Here is a 23627-nt window from a genome sequence, read left to right as displayed (position 1 = left end):
CCCGGAAAGGGGTCGGGACCGGAGGCCGCGCGCTGTCGGGCATCGGCTCTCCGGCCGACGGCGCGCGGACGGGGCCCATGGGCCCCGTCCGGTGACGGCTGAGGGGCGGCCGCGGAAAACGCGGCCGCCCCTCACCCATCGGTGTCGTACGTCGTGCCGTCACCCGGCCCTGCGAGAAGAACAGGACCGCGGCGACTACTGGCCCTGTTCGTCGCGGCGGCGCTGCCACCGCTGCTCGATGCGGTTCATCATCGACCGGCGTTGTCTCGGTCGGCGGCCTGCGCCGCCGTCCCCGCTGCCTGCGGCAGCCGGCTGTTGTTCACCGGGCTTGGGCGCCTTGCGCCATCCGGTGACCGCGAGCACGGCACAGCCGAGCATGACGAGGAACCCCACCACGCTGATCCAGATCTGCTGGGCGACCATTCCGGCCATGAGGAGCGCGATACCCACCAGGAAGCCAGCGACCGCCTGGTAGACCCTTCGTCGGGTGTACGTACGCAGTCCGCTTCCCTCGAGCGCTGTCGCGAACTTGGGATCTTCGGCGTACAGCGCTCGCTCCATCTGCTCGAGCATGCGCTGCTCGTGCTCCGAGAGCGGCACGGGATCCTCCTCGTCGTCGGCCGCGGGGGCGACCGGTATGCGGCCCTTCCAGGATAGGCGGGGATTCGCCCCCGTGAAACCCGCCCTCTAGCGCTCAGCCAGTCCGGACCGCTATGTCGGCTCGGCTGCTGAGGCGTAGATTCCCCGACGACCGATCCGCCATGCCGGATGGTGTCACCCGATCATACGGGGCGTACGCCCGGTACGGGGGTCCTGAGTCCCACTCCGTCCACAGCTGCGTTGCTGATCAGCGGCGCTTCTCGCCCAGAACGTGGAGCTGGGTGGCGACGGAGTGGAACGCGGGCTGCTCGGCGACGGCGGCTTCGAGCTTGAGGAGCGCCTCCAGGGCGCCGGGCTCGGTGTCCACCAGAGCGCCCGGCACGAGGTCGGCGAAGACCCGGACCCCGTGCACCGCGGCGATCTCCAGACCGGCCGAGTAGACCAGGCCGGAGAGCTGCTCGGCGGTGAACCTGCGGGGCACCGGGTCGCCCTCGCCCCAGCGGCCCGCCGGGTCGGTGAGCGCCTGCCGGGCCTCCGAGAAGTGACCGGCGAGCGCGCGGGCCAGGACGGCTCCCCCCAGGCCGGCGGCCAGCAGGCTGAGCGCACCGGAGGGCCGCAGCGCCTCGACCGCGTTGCGTACGCCCTCGGCGGGCTCGTCGACGTACTCCAGGACGCCGTGGCAGAGCACCGCGTCGAAGCCGTCGCGCTCCACGACGTCGAACAGGCCGAGGATGTCGCCCTGGACTCCCCTGACCCGGTCGGCGACCCCGGCCTCGGCCGCGCGGCGCTCCAGCGCGAAGAGCGCGTTGGGGCTGGGGTCGACGACGGTGACCCGGTGGCCGAGCCGGGCCGCGGGCACGGCGAAGTTGCCGGTGCCGCCGCCGGTGTCCAGAACATCCAGGGCGTCCCTGCCGGTCGCCTTGACCTGACGGTCCAGAGCGTCCTTGAGGACCTCCCAGACCACGGCGGTACGGAGGGAGGCGCGGGGGCGCAGCTGGTCCGACACAGCAGATGACTCCTCGGCAACGTGCCGCCGGGGACGGCGGAGCGTGAACAGTGCGGGTGGTGAGGTGAGCGGTCACCACCCTATTGCCTCGCACCGCCGTCCCGGGCCCGGCGTCGGTCCGGCGCCGTCGCCCGGCGGGCGTCGGTCCGGCGCCGGGCCCGGGTCACCCGCCGCCCGGCCGTTCCGGGCGTGGTTGCGGGAGCAGCGGCTGGAGGACCAGGAGCCGTTCCACCAGGCGCAGGAACATGGCCGCGTCGCGCAGCAGGTCGTCGGCGTCGCGCCCGCTGGCGGCTCCCGGCATGCCGGCCTCCGCACGGGCCCGGCGCAGAGCGCCCGCAGCGAAGAGGGCGCTCCATTCGGTCAGTTCCGGCGCTATCTCCGGGAGGACCTCCCAGGCGCTGCGGATGCGTTCGCGGCGGCGCTTGTTCGTCTCGGGGCGGCCTCGGGCGGCCAGCACGGCCGCCGCGGTGCGCAGGGCGGCGAGGTGTGCGGTGGCGTACCGCTCGTTCGGCTCGTGGAGCACGGCGGCCTCGTCGAGGCCGGAGCGGGCCTTGGCGAGCAGTTCGAGAGCGGCGGGCGGCGCCGTGCTGCGGCGCAGCACGGGGTGGACATCGCCGGCCGGACCGGTCAGTGAGGGGGCAGGGCTGCCTGCGCGGCGCCGCGGGGCGGCGGCTGCGGACGAGCTGGCCATGACGAACCTCCTGTCGTCGTGTGACGGCTTCGTGGCCGTCTGTGTCCATGGTGGCGGGCCCCACTGACAATCGAACTCGATGCGCCTCTGACCTGCCGTTTTGCTTCGAGCGCGCGTTCGGACTAGCTTTTGCACTGACTGGTCAGTTCAAAAGGGGAGGGTCTGTGGAGAGCCCGCACGGCGCGGCTGTCGCCGCCGAGGACTTCGGACTGGAAGGACCGCGCGGCCGGGTCTTCCGGAACGTGACGTTCAGTGCCGAGCCAGGGTCGCTGGTGGCCATCGAGGGACCGTCGGGATCGGGCCGCACCTGCCTGCTGCTCGCCCTGACCGGCCGGATGCGCACCACCGAGGGCCACGCGAGGACCGGCGGTCTGCGGCTGCCCCAGCAGGCCGCCGCCGTCCGCCGGATCGCCGCCCTGGGGCCGGTCCCGGCGGTCAGTGAGCTGGACCCGGCCTTCACGGTCGCCGAGCACCTGAACGAACGCGCCCTCCTCCAGGGCCGCTACAGCGCCTCGTTGCGCACCCTCCTGCGGCCCCGCGCCGAACGCCGGGCCGCCGCCGGGGCCCGGATCGACGCGGCTCTCGAAGCCGCGGGCCTCGACCTCGCCACACTGCCCAAGGCGGGGCGCACCTCCGTACGGGACCTGGAACGGCTGGAGGCGCTGCGGCTGTCCGTCGCGCTGGCGCTGATCGGCGGGCCGCGGCTGCTCGCCGTCGACGACACCGACCTCAAGCTCGCGGACGCCGAGCGCGACCGGGCCTGGGCGCTGCTGCGCTCCGTGGCCGACGCCGGGACGACCGTGCTCGCCGTGTGCAGCGAGGCCCCCGAGAACACCCAGGTCGTGCGGACCGCGCCCGTCACCGAGGGACCCACCACCGATGAGGAGACGGTCGATGCGTTCGCCGAAGCTGGCCGCGCTTGAGCTGAAGCGGTTCGGGAGGGGGAGGCTGCCGGCCGCCGCGCTGGTGGCCCTGCTGCTCCTGCCCCTGCTCTACGGCGCCCTGTACCTGTGCTCCTTCTGGGACCCGTACGGCAAGCTCGACAAGCTGCCCGTCGCCCTGGTCAACGACGACAAGGGGGCCACCAGCGACGGAAAGCGCGTCGCGGCCGGGGACGAGATCAGCAGGAAGCTGCTCGACTCCAAGGTGTTCGACTGGCACGAGGTGAACTCCGCCGAGGCCGAGAAGGGCGTCGAGGAGGGTACATACTACCTCTCGCTGACGATGCCGTCGGACTTCAGTGAGAAGATCGCGTCCAGTGGCGGGGACGCCCCCGAGACCGGCGCACTCCAGGTGCGGACGAACGACGCGAACAACTACATCGTCGGGCAGATCTCCAGGACGGTCTTCGGAGAGGTGCGCAACGCCGCCTCCACGAACGCCTCCCGGTCCTTCCTGGACCGCATCTTCATCAACTTCTCCGATCTGCACGACAAGACCGCCGAGGCGGCCAAGGGCGCCGACGACCTCAAGGGCGGCATATCGAAGGCGAAGCAGGGGTCCAAGGACCTCGCGGACGGTCTCAAGGACTCCAAGGCGGGCAGCAAGAAGCTCTCCGACGGCATCGTCAAGCTGAACCAGGGCTCGCGCGATCTCGCCACGGGCTCCGCCCAGGTGGCCGGAGGCACCCAGGTCCTGGCCGACAAGGTCAACGGGATCGCCGACGACGTACGCCCCTTCTTCCAGGACAACGGGAAGTCCATCCGCGACACGGCCCGGCTGGTCGCCGACACCTCCGGGGCCGTCCGGCACAACCTCGACCTGCTGGTGAAGAACGCGCCCACCGCCGCCACAAGCGCCAAGGAGGCGGCCGACGAGCTCACCGAGATCCACCGCACCCAGTGCGGGGAGGCCGAGGAGCCCGACGCCACGGTCTGCCCACCGCTGGAGCGCGCCAAGGTCACAGCCGTCGACGTCGCGAAGATCGCCGCCGATGTGAACACCCTGGTCACCAACCAGAACGGTGACCTGAAGAAGCTGAGCACCCAGCTGACCGCCTTCCAGAAGCAGGCCGACGACCTCGCGAAGCGCGCACCGACGCTGGACGACGACCTGGCGTCGGCCGTAGCCAAGGTCAATGAACTGAACACCGGCGCCCACAAGGTCGCCAAGGGCGCGCGGGCGCTGCACACCGGACTCGGCGGCGCGCAGACCGGCTCCAGCGACCTGGACACCGGCGTCGGCAAGCTGAAGACCGGCGCGGAGAACCTGGACGGCGGGCTCTTCCGGCTCGGCGACGGTTCGACCGAGCTGGCCCGGGGCCTCAACGACGGCGTGGACAGGATCCCGGACTACGACAAGAAGGACCGCGACGCGCGGACCGACGTCATGGCCGACCCCGTCCAACTGGCCTCCAAGTCGCTGCACGAGGCACCCAATTACGGCACCGGCTTCGCCCCGTACTTCATCCCGCTGTCCCTGTGGGTCGGCGCGATGGTGGCGTACATGCTGATCCAGCCGCTCAACCGGAGGGCGCTGGCCGCCGGTGCCTCCTCCTGGCGGATCGCGCTCGCCGGGTGGCTCCCGGTCGCCGCCATCGGCACGCTCCAGGTCGGTGCCCTGATGGCCGTCCTGCACTGGGGCCTCGGTCTCCAGATGACCCACGCCGCCGGAACGATCGGCTTCCTGGCCCTGGTGACCTGCTGCTTCGCCGCCATCGTGCAGTGGCTGAACGCCTGCTTCGGGGCGGCCGGGCGGATCCTGGTGCTGGTGGTGCTGATGCTCCAGCTGACCTCGGCCGGGGGCACGTACCCCGTCCAGACCAGCCCGGGCTTCTTCGGCGCGATCCATCCGTACCTCCCCATGACGTACGTCGTCGAGGGACTGCGCAGGCTGATCACGGGCGGCCCCCTCGGCCCGGTGTGGCTGGGCTGCGCGGTGCTCGGGGCCTTCACCGTCGGCGCGCTGGCCCTGACCGCGTTCACCGCCCGCCGCAAGCAGGTGTGGAGCCTGAGCCGGCTGCACCCGGAGCTGAGCCTGTGAGCGCGCCCGGAGCCGCGCCCGTGAGCGCGGCGGGGCCTGGAAGAATCGGTCCCATGGAAAGCAGTGGCACCACGCGCCGCCAGGCCACCCGGCAGAAGCTCTACGAGGCGGCGGTGACGCTCATCGCCGAGAAGGGCTTCTCGGCGACCACCGTCGACGAGATCGCCGAGCGGGCCGGGGTCGCCAAGGGCACGGTCTATTACAACTTCAAGAGCAAGACCGAGCTGTTCGAGGAGCTGCTCCGGCACGGCGTGGGGCTGCTCACGGCCTCGCTGCGGGCCGCCGCCGAGGAGTCCGAGGAGCGCGGCGGCACCCGGGTCGAGGCGCTGGACGCGATGATCCGGGCCGGGCTCGCCTTCATGGACCGCTACCCGGCCTTCACCCAGCTGTACGTGGCCGAGCTCTGGCGCACCAACCGCGCGTGGCAGTCCACGCTGCTGGTAGTACGTCAGGAGGCCGTCGCGGTCGTCGAGGACGTCCTGCGGGACGCGGTGCGCAGCGGTGAGCTGAGCGAGGAGATCGACATCCCGCTGACAGCCGCCGCGCTGGTCGGGATGGTGCTGGTGGCGGCGCTGGACTGGCAGGCGTTCCAGCCGGAGCGCTCGATCGACGAGGTCCACTCGGCGCTGTCCCTGCTGCTGCACGGGCGGGTCAGCGGGCACTGAGACCTTCCGGGCACCTCCGGTCCGGGTCCGGAAACGGGTCCGGAAACGGAACGGAACGGGAAAGCCGAAGACGCCGGCCGCTGGAGTTCGCATCCCCCGCGAACCTCACCGGACCGGCGTCTTCCGTGCTTCCGAAAACCCGTTCTCCCGTGACCCCGTATGTCCCCCGTGGTCCCTGGGCCTCCGTCGTGCACCCCCGTTACGTCGGGGGAACCGCACCGTTCCGCCGCCCCGTGCCGGCGGTCCTGGCGCAGCGCCCCTTCCGTGGACATCACTCTGCCGTCCGAGCGGGTGAAGGCCTATCCGTGTAGCTACTCATCTACGTCCCTGAGTACGGATACTCAGGGCCCCGCGCCGAACCCCGCCCGCGCCCCGCGCGGGGTCGTTACGATCGCCTGCGTGTCGGTAATCCCCCTGGTGTTCACAAGCGGCTGGGCGAGCGGGATCAACGCGTATGCGGTGGTCCTGCTGCTCGGCCTGTTCGGCGTGACCGGTGTGTCCGACGAGGTGCCCGCCGCCCTGCAGCGCACCGACGTCCTGATCGTGGCCGGTGTGCTGTTCCTGTGCGAGGCGGTGGCGGACAAGATCCCCTACGTGGACTCGGTCTGGGACACCGCGCACACCGTCGTCCGGCCGGTGGCCGGGGCGATGATCGCCGCACTGCTGGCCGGGGAGAGCGGTTCGCTCCCGGAGCTGGCCGCCGGTGCGATCGGCGGGTCCACTGCGCTCATGAGCCATCTGGTGAAGGCCGGCACCCGGATGGCCGTCAACACCTCCCCGGAGCCCTTCAGCAACGTCGGGATGAGCATCGCCGAGGACCTCGGGGTCGCCGGAGTCATCACGTTCGCCATATTCAACCCGGTGGCGGCCGCCGTGATCGCGGCCGTGCTGCTGATGCTCGGCATCGTCACCGTGGCCTTCCTCGCCTCGCGGATCCGCCGCTTCCTGCGCCGCAAGGAGAAACGCCCGGCCGGCACGGGTGGACCCTGGCCTCCCGGCTGAGCTGTCGGTGCCGGTCGATAAAGTCACCGGTATGGCACGCATTGCAGTGATCGGCGCCGGGACGGGCGCGATGGCGGCGGCCGCCCGGCTCGCCGTGGCGGGCGAGAAGGTGACGGTCTACGAGCGGTCCGCGAGTTATGGCGGCTCGGTCGGCCGCCATGAGCACGAGGGCTTCGTCTTCGACACCGGGCCCGGCCTGCTGCACCTCCCCGCCGTCCAGCGGGACCTCTTCGTGAAGACCGGCAAGGAGTCGCTGGAGCGGTCCGTGACCCTGACGCAGGTCGATCCGGCGAGCCGCCATCTCTTCGCGGACGGCACGGCCGTGTCCCTGCCCAACGCCTCCAGGGCCGGGGTGGCCACCGCCCTGGACGACGCACTCGGCACGGGCGCCGGGGCCTGCTGGAGCGACTTCATGGACCGGGCCCGGGACGCCTGGGACCGGTCGCGGCGGCCGCTCCTGGAGGAGCCCCTGCGGGCGGATCACCAGGTGCTGGGGCGCGACCCGTATCCGGCGGTGCGGCAGCGCCGCCTGTTGCGCGGCGCCCGGCAGGCGGGCACGGTCGCGGAGATCGGCGCGTGGGAGCTGGCGGACGCCCGGCTCGCCGCCCTGCTCGACGGGTACGCGCTGTCCCACGGTCTCGACCCGCGCACCGCCCCCGCGAGCGCCGCGCTGCTGCCGTACATGGAGCAGACCTTCGGCAGCTGGTACGTGATGGGCGGGATGCGCGAGCTGGCGCGGGCGGTGTACGAGCGGTGCCTGGCCCGAAGGGTGACGTTCGTCTTCGGGGCCGAGGTCGTCCGGGTCGTCGAGAAGGACGGCCGGGCGGCCGGCGTGGAGCTGGCGGACGGTGCGGTGGCCGAGGCCGACCGGGTGGTGCTCGGGGTGCGGCCGCGCCCGGGTCTGGTGCCCGGTCAGCAAGTGGGGGGCGGGGGCGGCGTGACGGTCCGGCCGGGCTCCGGTGCGGGCGCGGCGGGCCGGTTCACGGTGCTGCTGTCGCTGCGCGGGGCCCGGGAGGCGGACGCGGTGCACCGGACGGTGGTGCACGGCGCCGACGGGGCGGCGGAGCAGGAAGCGGTGTTCGGGGGCCGGGTCGCCGGCCACCCCACGGTGACGGTGCTGCGCCCCGACGATCCGGCGACCCGCCCTGACGCGGAGCACGAGGCGGTGACGCTCACCGCGACGGTGGCTCCGCAGGGACCGGTCGACTGGCGGGACGCCGGGGCGCGGCGGAGGTTCGCCGACGTCCTGGTGGAGCGGGCGGCCGCGGCCGTTCCCGGGCTGCGGGAGCGGATCCTGCACACCGAAATCCGCACGCCCGCGGAGACCGAGGCCGAAACGGGGGCCGAGGGCGGTGCGGTGCCGCCGCCCGCGCTGGCCGGGGCCGGCGGCACCTATCTGCACCCGGGCAACCTCACACGGCTGCCGGGGCTGTATCTCGCGGGCGGCTGGTCGCACCCGGGCGGCGGGCTGGCGCACGCCGGGATGTCGGGGACGCTGGTGGCCGGTCTCGTCGTGGAGGGCGACGACTTCCGCGGCTCCCGCTGAGCAGAAGCGCGTGCCGGAGCGGGAGCGCGTGCCGCTGCCGACGGGCCCGTCGGCAGCGGCACGGCCTCAGTAGCGGTACTGCTCGTTCTGGCCGGTGTCGTAGCCGTTGCCGTACGGAGCGGGCGCCGTCGGCTGCTCCGACGGCATCGGGGGGTACTGCTCGGTGTCACGCTGCTGCGGGACCCAGACGCCGCCGGGCGGGGTGTCCGCGCCGTAGCCCTGGGCGTAGGGGTCAGGACCGCTCTGCTGCCCGCCCTGGCTGTCGTGGCCGTCGCCGCCATGGCCGTAGGTGTCGTAACCGCCGTAGGAGGGGGCTCCGTTGGTGGTGCCGATGTACGGGTCGGAGTAGGCGGCGTAACTCTGCCGGTCGGTGCCGTAGTCGTACGTCCCGGCGAAGGGGTCCTGGGCCGGGGGCTGTTCGTAGCCGGTGTACGGGTCGTACGCGGCGTACTGCGGCTGGGCCGAGGGGTCGGCCTCGTGGCCCTGGTCCTGGCGTGCGCCGCCGTTCGCGTCGAAGCCCGTGGTGCCGTACACGCCGTACTGGCCGGTGTCGTCGGGCAGGGGCTGCGGTTCGTAGACGGACTGTGCGGGCGGGACGGCCGGGGGCTGGTCGTAACCGGGGCCGGTGACCTCCAGGTCCGAGACCTCCAGCGTGGGTTCCTTCACGGCGGCGCGCTCGCCGCCGCCCCTGCGCCGGCGGCTCTCCCCCGGGTTGCCGCCTATGGCCCAGCCGGTGGAGAAGCCGCGCCGGAAGGACAGCGTCACGAAGGTCTGGCCGGTGGCGAAGGCGAGCGTCCCGACGACGATGACCGGAACGGAGGCCAGCAGCACCCCGACCACCACACCGAGGAAGCCTCCGAAGGCGAGGAGCCGCCAGCGCAGTCGCGCCTTGTACTGCAACAGCACCTCGCCGAGCAGCCACAGGGCCACCAGACCGAAAGCGATGTAGAGGACCGTCCAGCCCACGCCCGCCCCCTCCTTCGGCCGTAGCCGCGTCGGAGGCGGGTACGGCCGGTCACGACTGCTTGTGCAGTCCGAGTTTTTCGTAGATTTCGAGCGTCGCCGTCGAGTTGTTCAGCGTGATGAAGTGCAGTCCGGGCACACCCTCGGACAGCAGCTTCGCGCAGAACTCCGTTGCGAACTCGATACCAAGGGAGCGTACAGCGGCCGGATCGTCCTTGGCCGCGAGGATGCGCTCTTTCAACGACGCGGGCACGGTCGCGTTGCTGAGCTGGGAGAACTTTTCCAGTTGCTTCACGCTGGTAAGGGGCATGACCTCGGGGATCACCGGCGTTTCGCAACCCGCGGCGACCACACGGTCACGCATCCGGAGATAGTCCTCCGGGCGGAAGAACATCTGGGTGATCGCATAATCCGCGCCCGCCCGGCACTTGTCCACGAAATGACCGATGTCCGTCTCCCAGTCGGACGACCGGGGGTGCATTTCGGGAAAGGCCGCGACGCCGACGCAGAAGTCGCCCGACTCCTTGATGAGACGGACGAGATCGGCGGCGTACTTCACCCCCTGCGGGTGCTCCACCCACTCGCCCATCGGATCGCCCGGCGGGTCGCCGCGGACCGCGAGGATGTTCCTGATGCCCGCGTCGGCGTACTGCCCGACCATGTTGCGCAACTCGGCGACGGAGTGGTCCACCGCGGTGAGGTGGGCGACCGGGGTGAGGGTCGAGTCGGCGGCGATCTGCTGGGTGGCCCGGACCGTCCCGGCACGGGTGGAGCCGCCGGCGCCGTACGTCACGGAGACGAAGCTCGGACGGACCGCCTCGACGCGGCGGAGCGCGTTCCAGAGGTTCCGCTCACCTTTTTCCGTCTTGGGCGCCCAGAACTCGAAGGAGTACGACGTCCTGCCGGTCGCTAGCAGGTCACGCACGGTACGCGCGTGATCCGTCCTGGTGGATGGTGTGCCAAGGGCCATAAGGGGAGGTTAACCAGGGGGCGGACGCTCCCCCAACCAGAGCGGCTGACTTTGTCTCGTTTTGCCGGACTGTTGTCCACCCCTCGGACAAGTGCCGGAGATGTCCCCATCGGCGCGCCGGCCGATGGGCGGCTCGGCACCCGGCGGCACGCCGAAGATCAGAGCGCGCGGGCCCTGACCCGTCGGGCCAGATCGGCGGTGGCGGCTGCGGGATCGTCGGCCTCGGTGATGGCCCGGACGACGACGACACGGCGGGCCCCGGCGTCCAGCACCTGGTCCAGGTTGCCCGCGTCGATCCCGCCGATCGCGAACCAGGGCCGCGGCCCGCCGAGGGAGGCGGCGTAGCGCACGAGGTCGAGGCCCGGGGCGTGGCGGCCGGGCTTGGTGGGGGTGGGCCAGCAGGGGCCGGTGCAGAAGTAGTCCACACCGTCCTGGGCGAGCGCCGCGTCGACCTCGGCCTCGGCGTGCGTGGAGCGGCCGATCAGCCGGTCGTCGCCGATGATCGCCCGGGCGGCGGGGACCGGCAGATCGCCCTGGCCGAGGTGGAGGACGTCGGCGCCGATGGCGTGGGCGACGTCGGCGCGGTCGTTCACCGCGAGGAGCTTGCCGTGCCGGCGGCAGGCGTCGGCGAGGACGGCGAGATGCTCCAGCTCCTCGGCGGCCTCCATGCCCTTGTCGCGGAGCTGGACGATGTCGACGCCGGCGGCGAGCACGGCGTCCAGGAAGGCGGGGAGGTCACCCTGGCGCTTGCGGGCGTCCGTGCACAGGTAGAGCCGGGCGTCGGACAGCTGCTCGCGAGGCGTGGGCATGGGTGGACTCCCCCGTGGTCGTGACGGTGCACGGGCCGCGCCGGGCGGCCCGTGCTCCGCTTCCTGTCGTGTCGGTCAGACGGCGAGCGCCTGGGCGCGGCGCTTCACCTCCGTACCGCGATTCTCGCTCAGTGCCTGTGCGGGGGTGCCGGGCAGGGTCGGGTCGGGAGTGAAGAGCCACTCCAGCATCTCTTCGTCGGAATAGCCGTCGTCCCTCAGGAGGGTCAGGGTGCCGGAGAGGCCCTTGACCACCTTGTCGCCGTCGATGAAGGCGGCGGGCACCTGGAGCGCCCGGTTCTCACCACGGCGTACGGCGATGAGCTGGCCATCCCTGACCAGCTGCCGTACGCGCGTCACCTGGACATCGAGCATTTCCGCGATGTCGGGAAGGTGGAGCCAGGCGGGGACGAGAGCATCGGTCTTTGCGTCAATCTCGGTCACAGGGACAAGCGTGCCATCCAGGACCGACAGCCGGTAGCCGGGCCCGACCGTACGGGGGTCGGCCCGGCGGGTCCCGGGCCCGTCACAGGGCGGCGGACTTCAGCGGTACGCCGGGGTCGGCCACCTTCTCCGGGTCGAGGACGGCCCCCGACTCGATGAGCCTGCGGCCCTGGGCGAGGTCGCGCGGGCGGCCCACGGCGAGCACGGCCACCAGCGCGCCGTCGCGCAGCCAGCACACCGACCAGGCTGCGTCCGCCCCGTCGCCGCGCCACACCAGGGTGTCGGCGTCCGCGTGGTGGCCGGCGTACTGCACGAAGCGGCCGAACTGCTCGGACCAGAAGTACGGGACGGGGTCGTAGACGGGGAGCGGTGCACCGTCCTGGGCGGCCATGATCGCGGCGGCCGCGGTGCGCGGACCCTGGAGGGCGTTGTCCCAGTGGTGGACCAGCAGGCGTGTCCCGTAGCGGGCGGAGGGGAAGGAGGCGCAGTCCCCGACCGCGTACACATCGGGCAACGAGGTGCGCAGCGCGCTGTCGGCGGTGACCGAACCGTCCGGGCCGAGTGCGACCCCGGAGCCGGCCAGCCAGCCGGTGGCGGGGCGCGCGCCGATGCCGACGACCACGGCCCCGGCGGGCAGGACCCGGCCGTCCGCGAGGACGACGGCCCCCTCCTCGACGCGGTCCACCCGGGCCCCGGTGAGGAGTTCGGCGCCGCTGTCGGCGTACCAGGCGGCCATCGGGGCGGCCACCTCGGCGGGGAGGGCGCCCGCGAGCGGGCGGGCGGCGGCCTCGACCACGGTGACCGCGCAGCCCGCGGCGCGGGCGGCGGTGGCGAACTCCGCGCCGATCCAGCCCGCCCCGACGACGACCACCTCGTGCTGCCGGTCCAGGACGGGCCGCAGCCGCGCGGCGTCGTCGAGGGTGCGCAGCAGGTGGACGCCGGGCACGCCCTCGGCGCCGGGCAGGGTCATGGGCTCCGCGCCGGTCGCGAGGACCAGGGCGTCGTAGGGGACCGGTCCGTCGGCGGTGTCCAGCACATGGTCGGCGGCCCGCAGCGCGGTGACGTCCAGGCCGAGGCGCAGCGTGATGTCCAGCGCCTCGAAGTCGACGTCGAAGGCGGAGTCCTCGGCCTTGCCCAGCAGTACGGCCTTGGACAACGGCGGGCGGTCGTAGGGCTGGTGGGGTTCGGCGCCGATCAGGGTGACGGACCCGGTGAAGCCCGCCTCGCGCAGGGCCACGGCGCTCTGCACGCCCGCCATGCCCGCTCCGACGACCACGACGTGCCGTGCCTGCCGCGCCGCCCGCTGTTCCGTCTGCTCGCTCACCCGTCCACCTTAATCAACTGACGGAGCGTCAGGTAGGGGGGTACGGGGAAGGAGGGGGAACGAACTCGGGGAACTCAGGGAATTCAGGGAACTCAGGGAACTCAGGGAGGAGCTCAGGAAGGAAGCTGTTCCACCACGCTGGTGCCGCTGCCCTCCTGGGACTCCCAGGCCCACCGCTCCTCCAGCCGCACCCGGCCGTCGGCGAGGTCGACGACCGTGGAGAGGCAGTGCCCGGACGAGGTCGTTCCGTCCTGCTTGAGCTGCACGTAGCGGAAGTCCAGCGCGTCCCCGTCGCGGGTGCCGACGAGATGGCCGCGCACCACGTCGCCGCCCGCGTACTCGGCCCAGATCCGGCCGTCCAGCTCGTGGTACGTGAAGCGGGTGCGGGTGCCGACCTGGCCGGGGGCCTGATCGGCGACGGGCGACAGGACGAGTCCGTCGAGCGAACGGGCCATGGTGGCTGCTCCTCTACTGGCCGGGGGCGGCGGGGTTTAGGGTGGCCACGGTAGAACACTCGCGGGAGCCCGGACGCACCGGGCTGAGAGGGAGGCTGGACGGCCTCCGACCGTACGAACCTGCTCCGGGTCATGCCGGCGAAGGGAGGGGCTGACACTCATGCGCGTCTCGGGGAACGCCTCCGGATCCGACGTCCTCGTCATCGGGGGCGGAATCATCGGCCTGGTCACGGCGTGGCGGGCCGCCCAGCGGGGGTTGCGCGTCACGGTCGCGGACCCGGCCCCGGGCGGCGGCGCCGCCCAGGTCGCGGCGGGCATGCTGGCCGCCGTCACCGAACTGCACTACGGCGAGCAGATGCTGCTCGGGCTCAACCTCGCCTCCGCCGCCCGCTATCCCTCGTTCGTGGCCGAGCTGGAGGAGGCGAGCGGCCGGGACACCGGCTTCCGGACCTGCGGCACGCTCGCCGTCGCACTGGACTCCGACGACCGGGCGCATCTGCGCGAACTGCACGCCCTCCAGGAGCGTTCGGGCCTGGAGTCGGTCTGGCTGAGCGGCCGTGAGTGCCGGCGGCTGGAGCCGATGCTGGCCCCGGGCGTCCGGGGCGGCCTCCGGGTCGACGGCGACCACCAGGTCGATCCCCGCCGCCTCGCCGCGGCGCTGCTGACCGCGTGCGAACGGGCCGGGGTCACGTTCCGCCGGACGACCGCCGAGCGGCTCACCGTCGCCGCGGGCCGGGCCGCCGGGGCGCTGCTCGGCGACGGCACGGAGTTCGCGGCCGATCAGGTCGTGCTCGCCGCGGGCAGTCTCAGCGGTCGGCTCGCCGGGCTCCCGCCGGAGCTCCTGCCGCCGGTCCGCCCGGTCAAGGGCCAGGTGCTCCGGCTCACCGTGCCCCGGGCGTACGCCCCCTTCCTCAGCCGCACCGTGCGCGCGGTGGTCCGGGGCGGGCACCTCTACCTCGTGCCGCGCGAGAACGGCGAGCTGGTCGTCGGCGCCACCAGCGAGGAGATGGGCTGGGACACCACGGTCACCGCCGGCGGGGTCTACGAGTTGCTGCGCGACGCCCACGAGCTGGTGCCCGGCATCACCGAGCTGCCGCTCACCGAGACCCGGGCCGGTCTGCGTCCCGCGTCGCCCGACAACGCCCCTCTGCTCGGACCGACCGCCCTGCCCGGTCTGCTGCTCGCCACCGGCCACCACCGCAACGGCGTCCTGCTGACACCCGTCACCGGGGACGCGATGGCCGATGCGCTGACCACCGGCGAGCTGCCGGAGACGGCCCGCCCCTTCGCCCCCGGCCGTTTCGAACCCGCCGCGCCCGCACCCCAGGAGCAGCCCGTATGACCCAGCAGCCCGCCTCTGTGCCTGTCCCCGTCCCTGCACCCGTGCCTGCGCCTGTGTCTGTGTCTGTGTCTGTGTCTTCCGGAGCCTCTGTGTCTTCCGGAGCCTCGGTTTCCGTCTCGGTGAACGGGGAAGTCCGCGCCGTTCCCGCCGGTACGGACCTGGACGCCCTCGTCGCCACACTGACCCCGGCCCGGTCCGGGGTCGCCGCCGCCGTCAACGAGAGCGTCGTCCCGCGCGGCCGGTGGGCCGCGACGCCCCTCCGCGAGGGCGACCGCGTCGAGGTCCTGACCGCCGTACAGGGAGGCTGACCATGTCGGACGACGTCTTCACGCTGGGGTCCGACACGTATCGCTCCCGGCTGATCATGGGCACCGGCGGAGCCCCGAGCCTGGAGGTGCTGGAGCGCTCGCTGATCGCCTCCGGCACCGAGCTGACCACGGTCGCGATGCGCCGGCTGGACCCGACCGTGCGCGGTTCGGTGCTCTCGGTGCTGGAGCGGCTCTCCATCCAGGTCCTGCCGAACACGGCGGGCTGCTTCACCGCGGGCGAGGCGGTGCTGACCGCCCGGCTGGCCAGGGAAGCGCTCGGCACCGCCTGGGTGAAGCTGGAGGTGGTGGCCGACGAGCGGACCCTGCTGCCCGATCCGATCGAGCTGCTGGACGCGGCGGAGGTCCTGGTCGACGACGGGTTCACCGTGCTGCCCTACACCAACGACGATCCGGTCCTGGCCCGGAAGCTGGAGGACGTGGGGTGCGCGGCGATCATGCCGCTCGGCTCCCCCATCGGCTCCGGGCTCGGCATCCGCAACCCGCACAACTTCGAGCTGATCGTCGAGCGGGCCGGAGTGCCGGTGATCCTCGACGCGGGGGCCGGGACCGCGTCGGACGCGGCGCAGGCGATGGAGCTGGGGTGCGCCGCCGTGATGCTCGCCTCGGCGGTGACCCGGGCCCAGGAGCCGGAGCTGATGGCGGGTGCGATGCGTCACGCCGTGGAGGCGGGCCGACTGGCCCACCGCGCGGGCCGCATCCCCCGCCGCCACTTCGCCCAGGCATCGTCCCCGGTGGGCGGCCGGGCGGCGCTGGACCCGGAGCGGCCGGCGTTCTGAGAGCCGGTACGGGTTCGGGGGGGCGCCGCCCCCGGAACCCCTGCTCCTCAATCGCCGGAGGGGCTTGGTCTGCCCCGGGCGGGCCCGGCGCCCGGGCGCGCGGCCGCAGGGCGTGTCCCTGTCACGGATCGGCTGCAGAACGGCCCCGGGAACGCCCTCGCCCGTCCGGGGTGTCGGTGACGGCTCGTAGACTCTCGGGGTGGACACGACCCTCCAGGACCCTCTCGTCGGGCAGCTGCTCGACGGCCGGTATCGCATTGAGGCGCGCATCGCCGTCGGCGGGATGGCCACGGTCTACCGGGCCGTGGACACCCGCCTGGACCGGGTGCTCGCCCTCAAGGTGATGCACCCGGCGCTCGCCACCGACGTCTCGTTCGTCGAGCGCTTCATCCGTGAGGCCAAGTCGGTGGCCCGTCTGGCGCACCCCAATGTCGTCGCGGTCTTCGACCAGGGGGCCGAGGGCGCGTATGTCTATCTCGCGATGGAGTACGTGGCGGGCTGCACCCTGCGCGACGTGCTGCGCGAGCGCGGGGCCCTCCAGCCCCGGGCGGCGCTGGACATCCTGGAGCCGGTCCTCGCCGCGCTCGGCGCCGCGCACCGGGCGGGGTTCGTGCACCGCGACATGAAGCCGGAGAACGTCCTGATAGGGGACGACGGCCGGGTGAAGGTCGCCGACTTCGGCCTGGTCAGGGCGGTCGGCACGGCCACCGACACGACGGGCTCCCTGCTGGGCACCGTGTCGTATCTGGCCCCCGAGCAGATCGAGCACGGCACCGCCGACACCCGCAGCGACGTGTACGCCTGCGGGGTCGTGCTGTACGAGATGCTGACCGGCGCCAAGCCCCACACCGGCGAGAACGCCGCCCAGGTCATCTACCGGCACCTCAACTCCGACGTCCCTGCCCCGTCCGCCGTCGTGCCGGGGCTCCCGGTCGCGCTGGACAGCCTGGTGGCGAGCGCTACCGCCCGCAATCCCGAGGTGCGCCCGCACGACGCGGTGCTGCTGCTGGCCGAGGCCCGGGAGGCGCGGGCCTCGCTGACCGAGGCCGAGCTGGACGCCGTACCACCGCAGGCCCTGTCGGACACCCACGACGGCGCGGACGACCGTACGAGCGTGATCCCGCGGGCCCTCCCGGCGGACGGCGACGGCGTGCACCGCACCAGCCGTCTGGAGATGCCTCCCGCGGAGCCCGCCGCTCCCCGGCGCGGGACCGGCCGTCGCGGCCCGTTCGGCGGGCCGCACCGCAAGCTGATCATGGTGCTCAGCGCCGTACTGCTCACGCTGGGCATAGGGACAGGCGTCTGGTACATCAACTCCGGGCAGTTCACCCAGGTCCCCTCCCTGCTCGGCCAGACCCAGCAGACCGCCGAGAAGCGGCTCTCCGACGAAGGGCTCGGGCTGAAGGGTGTGGAGCGGGTCTTCAGCGACACCGTCGAGCGGGGCTCGGTCGTGAGCAGCGACCCCGCCTCGGGCGACCGGATCCGGGGCAACGGCTCGGTGAAGCTCGTCGTCTCGCGAGGTCCGGAGATCGTACGGGTGCCCGATGTCGTGGGCCGCTCCCTCGCGGACGCCCGGCGCTCCCTGAAGAAGGTGGGCCTGGTCCCCGGGATGGTGACCAGGGAGTTCAGCGAGGACGTGGCCCGCGGCGAGGTGATCCGCACGGACCCCCGCGCGGGCACGGACCGCAACCCGGACACGGCCGTGGCGCTCGTCGTCAGCAAGGGCGCCCCGATCGACGTCCCGGACGTCACCGGGCTCTCCGCCGAGGAGGCCACCGCCGAGCTGACGGCCGAGGGGCTGAAGGCCGAGGTGTTGCCCGGCCGGATCCACTCCTCCGAGACCGAGGGCGCCGTCGCCGAGCAGTCCCCCGGCGCGGGCGTCGAGGCCGCCGAGGGCGACACGATCGAGCTGACCGTCTCCAAGGGTCCCCGGATGCTGGACGTCCCGGACGTCACCGGCCGGGACGTCGACGAAGCGCGGAGCACCCTGGAGGAGGCCGGCTTCGAGGTGAAGGTCGACCGGCCGTTCCTCTCCTTCAGCGACACGATCGCGAGCCAGTCCGTGGACGGCGGCGAGCAGGCACCCGAGGGGGCCACGATCACGATCAGGACCAAGGGGTTCTAGAACCAGATGCACGCTCTGCGCAATCCGGTGGGCGGACACGTCCCGGTGGCCGGCGGTCTCGCCAAGATCGGCCTGGAGTACGCCCGGGAGCTGGCGGCGGAGACCGTACAGGTCTTCGTGGCCAATCCGCGCGACTGGGCCACGCCCGCCGGGAACCCGGCACAGGACGAGCTGTTCCGCGCCGGGTGCGCGGCGGCCTCGATCCCGGCGTACGTCCACGCCCCGTATCTGATCAACTTCGGCTCGCACACCGAGGCGACGGTCGAGAAGTCCGTGGAGTCGCTCCGCCACTCACTGCGGCGGGCCCGGGAGATCGGCGCGCTGGGCGTGGTGGTGCACACCGGTTCGGCGACCGGCGGACGGCCGCGTGCCGAGGCGCTGGCCCAGGTGCGCGAGCACATGCGCCCGCTGCTGGACGAGCTGACCCACGAGGACTCCCCGGATCTGCTGCTGGAGTCGACGGCCGGCCAGGGCTTCTCGCTCTGCTCGCGGACCTGGGACTTCGGTCCGTACTTCGAGGCGCTGGACTCCCACCCGAAGCTGGGCATCTGCCTGGACACGTGCCACATCTACGCCGCCGGGCATGATCTGGCCGGCCCCTCGGGAATGCGGCAGACGCTCGACCTGCTGGTGGACACCGTCGGCGAGGGGCGGCTGAAGCTGATCCACGCCAATGACTCCAAGGACGTCGTGGGAGCCCACAAGGACCGGCACGAGAACATCGGCGCCGGTCACATCGGGGTGGAGCCCTTCCGGGAGCTGTTCACGCATCCGGCGACCGAAGGCGTGCCGCTGATCATCGAGACGCCCGGCGGCAAGGAGGGGCACGCGGCGGACGTGGCCCGGCTGAAGGCTCTGCGCGGGCCGCTCCACGCCAAGGCCTAGCCAGGCCCTACAGCTCGGGGCCGTCCCCGGGCTCCTCCTGGTAGGAGTAGCGCTGCTCGCCCCAGGGGTCGCCGATGTTGTGGTAGCCGCGCTCCTCCCAGAATCCGCGCCGGTCCGCCGTCATGTACTCGATGCCCCGGACCCATTTCGGGCCCTTCCAGGCGTACAGGTGCGGGACGACGAGGCGGAGCGGGAAGCCGTGCTCGGCGGTGAGCAGTTCGCCGTCCTTGTGGGTGGCGAAGAGGGTGCGCTCGGAGGCGAAGTCGTCGAGGCGCAGGTTCGATGAGAAGCCGTATTCGGCCCAGACCATCACATGCGTGACGTCGGGGGCGGGCGGCGCCAGGTCGAGGAGCGTACGGGCGGGGATCCCGCCCCATTCGGCGCCGATCATGCTGAACTTCGTCACGCAGTGCAGATCGGCGACGACCGAGGAGAACGGCAGCGCCGAGAAGTCCTGGTGGTTCCAGCAGTGCTTGTCGCCGTCGGCGGTGGCCCCGAAGACCCGGAACTCCCAGCGGTCGGGCTTGAACTTGGGAACGGGCCCGTAATGGGTGACCGGCCATCCGCGCTGCAGTCGCTGTCCCGGCGGAAGCTCGGACTGCGCTGTCTCGCGGTTTTCCCGGCTTTCCGGCTGACCCATGCCTCCATGGTGACAGACAGGCAGGGGTGGTCATGACCAGGGGAGGAACCCATCCGGGCAACTCATACTAAGCGTGCACTTACTGGACGGCCGGTGGGCGCGGTGCGAGGATCTGGCCAACTCGCCAGATCGATCACCGGTTGGAAGGAGCCTTTGCCATGCAGGGCGACCCCGAGGTCCTTGAGTTTCTCAATGAGCAGCTGACCGCCGAACTGACCGCCATCAATCAGTACTTCCTGCACGCCAAGATGCAGGACAACTTCGGGTGGACGAAGCTCGCCAAATACACCCGGGCCGAGTCCTTCGACGAGATGAAGCACGCCGAGATCCTCACCGACCGGATCCTGTTCCTCGACGGGCTGCCGAACTACCAGCGGCTCTTCCATGTGCGGGTGGGCCAGACGGTCACCGAGATGTTCCAGGCGGACCGCCAGGTCGAGGTGGAGGCGATCGACCGCCTCAAGCGCGGTATCGAGGTGATGCGCGGCAAGGGCGACATCACGTCCGCGAACATCTTCGAGTCGATCCTGGCGGACGAGGAGCACCACATCGACTATCTCGACACCCAGCTGGAGCTGGTCGAGAAGCTCGGTGAGCCGCTCTACATCGCCCAGCTGATCGAGCAGCCGGAGAGCTGACCGGGCTGCTCTCCCGGGGAGTGCGGGCCGGTCAGGCGGCGTCGGAGAGCGTCACGTCCCGGATCGCGCCGATGGCGGCCGCCGCCGCGGCCGATGCCGCGACGGTCGCGGCGACCGGGTGCGCGGGTGAGGCGGTCGCGGGTTCCTGCCGCTGGTCGAGCAGCTCGCGGCGGGGGCAGTCGCCGCGGCCCAGCAGGGCCTGGATGCGCCGCACACATCCACCGCAGTCCGTCCCGGCCTTGCAGGCCGACGCGATCTGCCGGGGTGTGCAGGCTCCGGCGTCCGCATGCTTCTTGACCTGTGCTTCCGTGATGCCGAAGCAGGAACAGACGTACATGCGGTTCACCTCCCTGCGGGTCGGTCACGGGTGCCGCCCCGATTTCCACGGTGAGGCTAACCTAACCTTACCCGCCGCTCAACCGGCGTAAAAGCCCGGATACGCCTGTGGGGCACGGATCACATGGATCCGTGCCCCACACGTGCGACTGCCGGGAACGCTCCCGGCCTGCCGGCTACTGGTCGCGGTACATCTCGGCGACGAGGAAGGCCAGGTCGAGGGACTGGCTGCGGTTGAGCCGGGGGTCGCAGGCCGTCTCGTAGCGCTGGTGCAGGTCGTCCACGAAGATCTCGTGGCCGCCGCCCACGCACTCGGTGACGTCGTCGCCGGTCAGCTCCACGTGGATGCCGCCCGGGTGGGTGCCGAGGCCCTTGTGGACCTCGAAGAAGCCCTTGACCTCGTCCAGGACGTCGTCGAAGCGGCGCGTCTTGTGGCCGGACGCGGCCTCGAAGGTGTTGCCGTGCATCGGGTCGGTCACCCAGGCGACGGTCGCGCCCGAGGCGGTGACCTTCTCGACCAGCTCGGGGAGCTTGTCGCGGACCTTGTCGGCGCCCATCCGGACGACGAAGGTCAGCCGGCCCGGCTCGCGCTCGGGGTCGAGGCGGTCGACGTAGCCGAGCGCCTCGTCGACGGTGGTCGTCGGGCCGAGCTTGATGCCGATCGGGTTGCGGATCCGGGCGGCGAACTCGATGTGCCCGCCGTCCATCTGGCGGGTGCGCTCACCGATCCACACCATGTGGGCGGAGGTGTCGTACAACTCGCCGGTGCGCGAGTCCGTACGGGTCAGCGCCGACTCGTAGTCCAGCAGCAGCGCCTCGTGCGAGGCGTAGAACTCGACCGCCTTGAACTCGGCCGGGTCGGTGCCGCACGCCTTCATGAAGTTCAGCGCGTTGTCGATCTCGCGGGCCAGCGCCTCGTAGCGCTGCCCGGAGGGGGACGACTTCACGAAGTCCTGATTCCAGGCGTGGACCTGGCGCAGGTCGGCGTAACCGCCGGTGGTGAAGGCGCGCACCAGGTTCAGCGTGGAGGAGGACGCGTGGTACATCTGCTTCAGCCGCGCGGGGTCCGGGATCCGGGCCTCCTCGGTGAAGGCGAAGCCGTTCACCGAGTCGCCGCGGTAGGTCGGCAGGGTCACGCCGTCGCGGGTCTCGGTCGACTTGGAGCGCGGCTTGGAGTACTGGCCCGCGATCCGGCCGACCTTCACCACGGGCACGGAGGCCGCGTAGGTCAGGACGGCGCTCATCTGGAGCAGCGTCTTCAGCTTGGCCCGGATGTGGTCGGCGGACACGGCGTCGAAGGCCTCGGCACAGTCGCCGCCCTGCAGCAGGAACGCCTCGCCCTTGGCGACGGCTCCCAGGTGGGCGCGCAGCTGGTCGCACTCGCCGGCGAAGACGAGCGGCGGATACGACGCGAGGTCCGCGAGTACATCGCGCAGGGCCTCGGAGTCGGGGTACTCGGGCTGCTGCGCCGCGGGAAGGTCTCGCCAGGTGTTGCCACCGGCGGCGGAGGTATTGGCGTTCACGGTCACGAGCACAACATTACGGGGTCGGAAGGGGCGTCCAGCCGTGCGCTCAACAGATGAGACGCCCGGTCCGGCGCCCGGACCGGTCCGCTAGGGTTCGGACATGCCGACGCGACTGATCGAGATCTCGATCCAGAACTGGTGGTGGACCGCTCATCCGGCGGCCCGCTGATTCATCGCGCTGACACTTCGCGAAGGCCGCCCGAGGGGCGGCCTTTCTGCGTTGCGGAGCCGTTCCTCCCCCTGTGAATCCCGTACGGAATCCCGTACGGGCCGTCCGGAAGGAACCTGCTCCCATGTCGCAGACCGCATCCCGCACCGCCTCCGCTCTCCTCCGCCGGCTGCTGGCGGAGGACGCCCCGCCGTTCGCGCTGCTGCGCCGGCGCACGCCCGGCCGTGACCACGATCACGTCGAACTGCTGATCGGCAGGGTGCGGGAGGCGGACCGGCTGGCCGACCTGCCGGTGGGCGCGGCGCCCGCGCTGGCCCTGGTGCCGTTCCGGCAGATCGCCGAGCGCGGATTCGACGTGCGCGACGACGGCACCCCGCTGAGCGTGCTGGTCGCCGACGAGACCCACGAACTGGAGCTCACGGAGCTGATGGCGGCGCTGCCCGCCCATGACGTGACGGTTCGGGACCGCGGCTTCGACGTGCCGGACGCGGAGTACGCGGACATCGTGCGGCGGGTGATCCGCGACGAGATCGGTCGGGGCGCGGGGGCGAACTTCGTGATCCGGCGGACGTTCCGGGGCGAGATCCCCGGGTTCGGGCGGGCGGACGCGCTGGCGCTGTTCCGGCGGCTGCTGGCGGGCGAGCGCGGCGCGTACTGGACGTTCGTCGTCGACACCGGGGACAGGGCGCTGGTGGGGGCGAGCCCGGAGGTGCACGTACGGATGTCCGGCGGGACGGTCGTGATGAACCCGATCAGCGGGACGTACCGTTACCCGGCCGAGGGGCCCACCGCGACAAGCCTGCTGGCGTTCCTCGGGGACCGCAAGGAGAGCGAGGAGCTGTCCATGGTGGTCGACGAGGAGCTGAAGATGATGTGCACGGTGGGCGACATGGGCGGGGTGGTGGTCGGGCCCCGGCTCAAGGAGATGGCGCACCTCGCGCACACCGAGTACGAGCTGCGCGGCAAGTCCTCGCTGGATGTGCGCGACGTGCTGCGGGAGACGATGTTCGCGGCGACCGTCACCGGCTCCCCGGTGCAGAACGCGTGCCGGGTCATCGAGCGGTACGAGTCCGGGGGCCGCGGGTACTACGCGGGCGCGCTGGCCCTGCTGGGCCGGGACGCGAACGGTGTGCAGACCCTGGACTCGCCGATCCTGATCCGTACGGCCGACATCGCCCCGGACGGCTCGCTGAAGGTGCCCGTCGGTGCCACCCTCGTACGCCACTCGGACCCGGAGAGCGAGGTCGCCGAGACGCATGCCAAGGCGGCCGGGGTGCTGGCCGCGCTGGGGGTGCGGCCGGGCCGGCCCGCGGCGGACGCGGACCGCCCGCGGCTGGCATCCGACCTGTCTCTTATACACATCTCTGATGGCGCGAGGGAGGCGNTGCCTTGCCAGCCCGCTCAGAG

General features: G+C 72.1%; 24 protein-coding genes, 1 pseudogene and 1 riboswitch. Of the genes and pseudogenes, 13 read left to right on the top strand and 12 right to left on the bottom strand.

What is annotated here, in order from left to right:
* Positions 1-195: 195 nt before the first annotated feature.
* From CR470_RS06360 to CR470_RS06350, 3 genes are all read right to left on the bottom strand, one after another.
* Positions 196-600, bottom strand: coding sequence for a DUF3040 domain-containing protein (locus tag CR470_RS06360; RefSeq protein ID WP_097866596.1), 405 nt, complete (start codon positions 598-600; stop codon positions 196-198).
* A gap of 247 nt (positions 601-847) precedes the next feature.
* Entirely contained in the window at positions 848-1606 is a 759-nt protein-coding gene (locus tag CR470_RS06355) for a methyltransferase (protein WP_097866595.1), read from the bottom strand.
* Positions 1607-1769: 163 nt separating this feature from the next.
* The gene (locus tag CR470_RS06350) at positions 1770-2297 is read right to left on the bottom strand and encodes an SAV_6107 family HEPN domain-containing protein (protein WP_097866594.1); all 528 of its coding nucleotides are present in this window, start codon (positions 2295-2297) and stop codon (positions 1770-1772) included.
* Between the two features lie 164 nt (positions 2298-2461).
* Here CR470_RS06350 and CR470_RS06345 point away from each other — a divergent pair, with 164 nt between their 5' ends.
* The 5 genes from CR470_RS06345 (at position 2462) to CR470_RS06325 (ending at position 8492) form a co-directional block, all read left to right on the top strand.
* The gene (locus CR470_RS06345; RefSeq protein ID WP_097866593.1) at positions 2462-3220 is read left to right on the top strand and encodes an ATP-binding cassette domain-containing protein; all 759 of its coding nucleotides are present in this window, start codon (positions 2462-2464) and stop codon (positions 3218-3220) included.
* Positions 3192-5279, top strand: a complete 2088-nt coding sequence (locus tag CR470_RS06340; protein ID WP_097866592.1) for a YhgE/Pip family protein — start codon at positions 3192-3194, stop codon at positions 5277-5279. Before CR470_RS06345 ends, CR470_RS06340 begins: the two co-directional genes overlap by 29 nt.
* A gap of 53 nt (positions 5280-5332) precedes the next feature.
* Positions 5333-5944, top strand: a complete 612-nt coding sequence (locus CR470_RS06335; protein ID WP_097866591.1) for a TetR/AcrR family transcriptional regulator — start codon at positions 5333-5335, stop codon at positions 5942-5944.
* Between the two features lie 399 nt (positions 5945-6343).
* Positions 6344-6946 carry a DUF4126 domain-containing protein gene (locus tag CR470_RS06330; RefSeq protein WP_097866590.1) on the top strand — a complete coding sequence of 201 codons (603 nt, stop codon included), beginning with the start codon at positions 6344-6346 and terminating at the stop codon, positions 6944-6946.
* Positions 6947-6977: 31 nt separating this feature from the next.
* Complete coding sequence (locus tag CR470_RS06325; protein WP_097866605.1) at positions 6978-8492, top strand: phytoene desaturase family protein; 1515 nt, start codon at positions 6978-6980, stop codon at positions 8490-8492.
* A 66-nt stretch (positions 8493-8558) separates the two neighbouring features.
* On the opposite strand, the gene CR470_RS06320 is transcribed toward CR470_RS06325, so the two are convergent.
* The 6 genes from CR470_RS06320 to CR470_RS06295 all read right to left on the bottom strand — a co-directional run bounded on the left by CR470_RS06320 (position 8559) and on the right by CR470_RS06295 (position 13454).
* Positions 8559-9458 (bottom strand): hypothetical protein, encoded by a 900-nt coding sequence (locus CR470_RS06320; protein ID WP_097866589.1) that lies wholly within the window; start codon positions 9456-9458, stop codon positions 8559-8561.
* A gap of 49 nt (positions 9459-9507) precedes the next feature.
* Complete coding sequence (metF, locus tag CR470_RS06315) at positions 9508-10425, bottom strand: methylenetetrahydrofolate reductase [NAD(P)H] (RefSeq protein WP_097866588.1); 918 nt, start codon at positions 10423-10425, stop codon at positions 9508-9510.
* Positions 10426-10583: 158 nt separating this feature from the next.
* Positions 10584-11234, bottom strand: coding sequence for a thiamine phosphate synthase (gene thiE, locus CR470_RS06310; RefSeq protein ID WP_097866587.1), 651 nt, complete (start codon positions 11232-11234; stop codon positions 10584-10586).
* Positions 11235-11309: 75 nt separating this feature from the next.
* The gene (locus CR470_RS06305) at positions 11310-11675 is read right to left on the bottom strand and encodes an Rv2175c family DNA-binding protein (protein ID WP_007451303.1); all 366 of its coding nucleotides are present in this window, start codon (positions 11673-11675) and stop codon (positions 11310-11312) included.
* Positions 11676-11757: 82 nt separating this feature from the next.
* Positions 11758-12999, bottom strand: a complete 1242-nt coding sequence (locus tag CR470_RS06300; protein WP_097866586.1) for an NAD(P)/FAD-dependent oxidoreductase — start codon at positions 12997-12999, stop codon at positions 11758-11760.
* A gap of 113 nt (positions 13000-13112) precedes the next feature.
* On the bottom strand, positions 13113-13454 hold the full coding sequence (locus CR470_RS06295; RefSeq protein WP_007451299.1) for a hypothetical protein: 342 nt from the start codon (positions 13452-13454) through the stop codon (positions 13113-13115).
* A 51-nt stretch (positions 13455-13505) separates the two neighbouring features.
* Positions 13506-13618: riboswitch (TPP riboswitch) on the top strand.
* On the opposite strand from CR470_RS06295, the gene thiO reads away from it, so the two are divergent.
* From thiO to CR470_RS06270, 5 genes are all read left to right on the top strand, one after another.
* Positions 13615-14796 (top strand): glycine oxidase ThiO, encoded by a 1182-nt coding sequence (gene thiO / locus CR470_RS06290; RefSeq protein WP_097866585.1) that lies wholly within the window; start codon positions 13615-13617, stop codon positions 14794-14796. Its footprint overlaps the riboswitch before it by 4 nt.
* 89 nt (positions 14797-14885) lie before the next feature.
* Positions 14886-15104: a sulfur carrier protein ThiS gene (gene thiS / locus CR470_RS06285; RefSeq protein ID WP_097866584.1), complete on the top strand. Its 219-nt coding sequence runs from the start codon at positions 14886-14888 to the stop codon at positions 15102-15104.
* Positions 15105-15106: 2 nt separating this feature from the next.
* A complete protein-coding gene (locus CR470_RS06280) occupies positions 15107-15901 on the top strand; it encodes a thiazole synthase (RefSeq protein WP_097866583.1) in 795 nt (264 codons plus the stop codon).
* 199 nt (positions 15902-16100) lie between these two features.
* Entirely contained in the window at positions 16101-18026 is a 1926-nt protein-coding gene (pknB, locus tag CR470_RS06275) for a Stk1 family PASTA domain-containing Ser/Thr kinase (protein ID WP_097866582.1), read from the top strand.
* 6 nt (positions 18027-18032) lie between these two features.
* On the top strand, positions 18033-18911 hold the full coding sequence (locus tag CR470_RS06270) for a deoxyribonuclease IV (RefSeq protein ID WP_097866581.1): 879 nt from the start codon (positions 18033-18035) through the stop codon (positions 18909-18911).
* Positions 18912-18918: 7 nt separating this feature from the next.
* Here CR470_RS06270 and CR470_RS06265 read toward each other — a convergent pair whose 3' ends face one another.
* The gene (locus CR470_RS06265) at positions 18919-19551 is read right to left on the bottom strand and encodes a sulfite oxidase-like oxidoreductase (RefSeq protein ID WP_097866580.1); all 633 of its coding nucleotides are present in this window, start codon (positions 19549-19551) and stop codon (positions 18919-18921) included.
* A 158-nt stretch (positions 19552-19709) separates the two neighbouring features.
* On the opposite strand from CR470_RS06265, the gene bfr reads away from it, so the two are divergent.
* On the top strand, positions 19710-20189 hold the full coding sequence (gene bfr / locus CR470_RS06260) for a bacterioferritin (RefSeq protein ID WP_030583510.1): 480 nt from the start codon (positions 19710-19712) through the stop codon (positions 20187-20189).
* 31 nt (positions 20190-20220) lie between these two features.
* Here the strand turns inward: bfr and CR470_RS06255 are convergent, their stop codons facing one another.
* Both CR470_RS06255 and CR470_RS06250 read right to left on the bottom strand, forming a co-directional pair.
* Positions 20221-20526 (bottom strand): (2Fe-2S)-binding protein, encoded by a 306-nt coding sequence (locus tag CR470_RS06255; protein ID WP_097866579.1) that lies wholly within the window; start codon positions 20524-20526, stop codon positions 20221-20223.
* A 175-nt stretch (positions 20527-20701) separates the two neighbouring features.
* Positions 20702-22048: a class II 3-deoxy-7-phosphoheptulonate synthase gene (locus CR470_RS06250; RefSeq protein ID WP_179892163.1), complete on the bottom strand. Its 1347-nt coding sequence runs from the start codon at positions 22046-22048 to the stop codon at positions 20702-20704.
* A gap of 103 nt (positions 22049-22151) precedes the next feature.
* On the opposite strand from CR470_RS06250, the gene CR470_RS41265 reads away from it, so the two are divergent.
* Together CR470_RS41265 and CR470_RS06245 are read left to right on the top strand one after the other, a co-directional pair.
* Positions 22152-22220, top strand: a complete 69-nt coding sequence (locus CR470_RS41265) for a trp operon leader peptide (RefSeq protein WP_107489447.1) — start codon at positions 22152-22154, stop codon at positions 22218-22220.
* Between the two features lie 124 nt (positions 22221-22344).
* Positions 22345-23553: pseudogene (locus CR470_RS06245) on the top strand (chorismate-binding protein); the annotation flags it as partial.
* Positions 23554-23627 lie beyond the last annotated feature (74 nt).

Origin of the sequence: Streptomyces sp. rh34 (assembly GCF_002551245.1) — a bacterium.
Taxonomy (GTDB): Bacteria; Actinomycetota; Actinomycetes; order Streptomycetales; family Streptomycetaceae; genus Streptomyces.
Note: the sequence above shows the minus strand (reverse complement) of the source record. Positions and strands in the feature narration are given on the sequence as shown.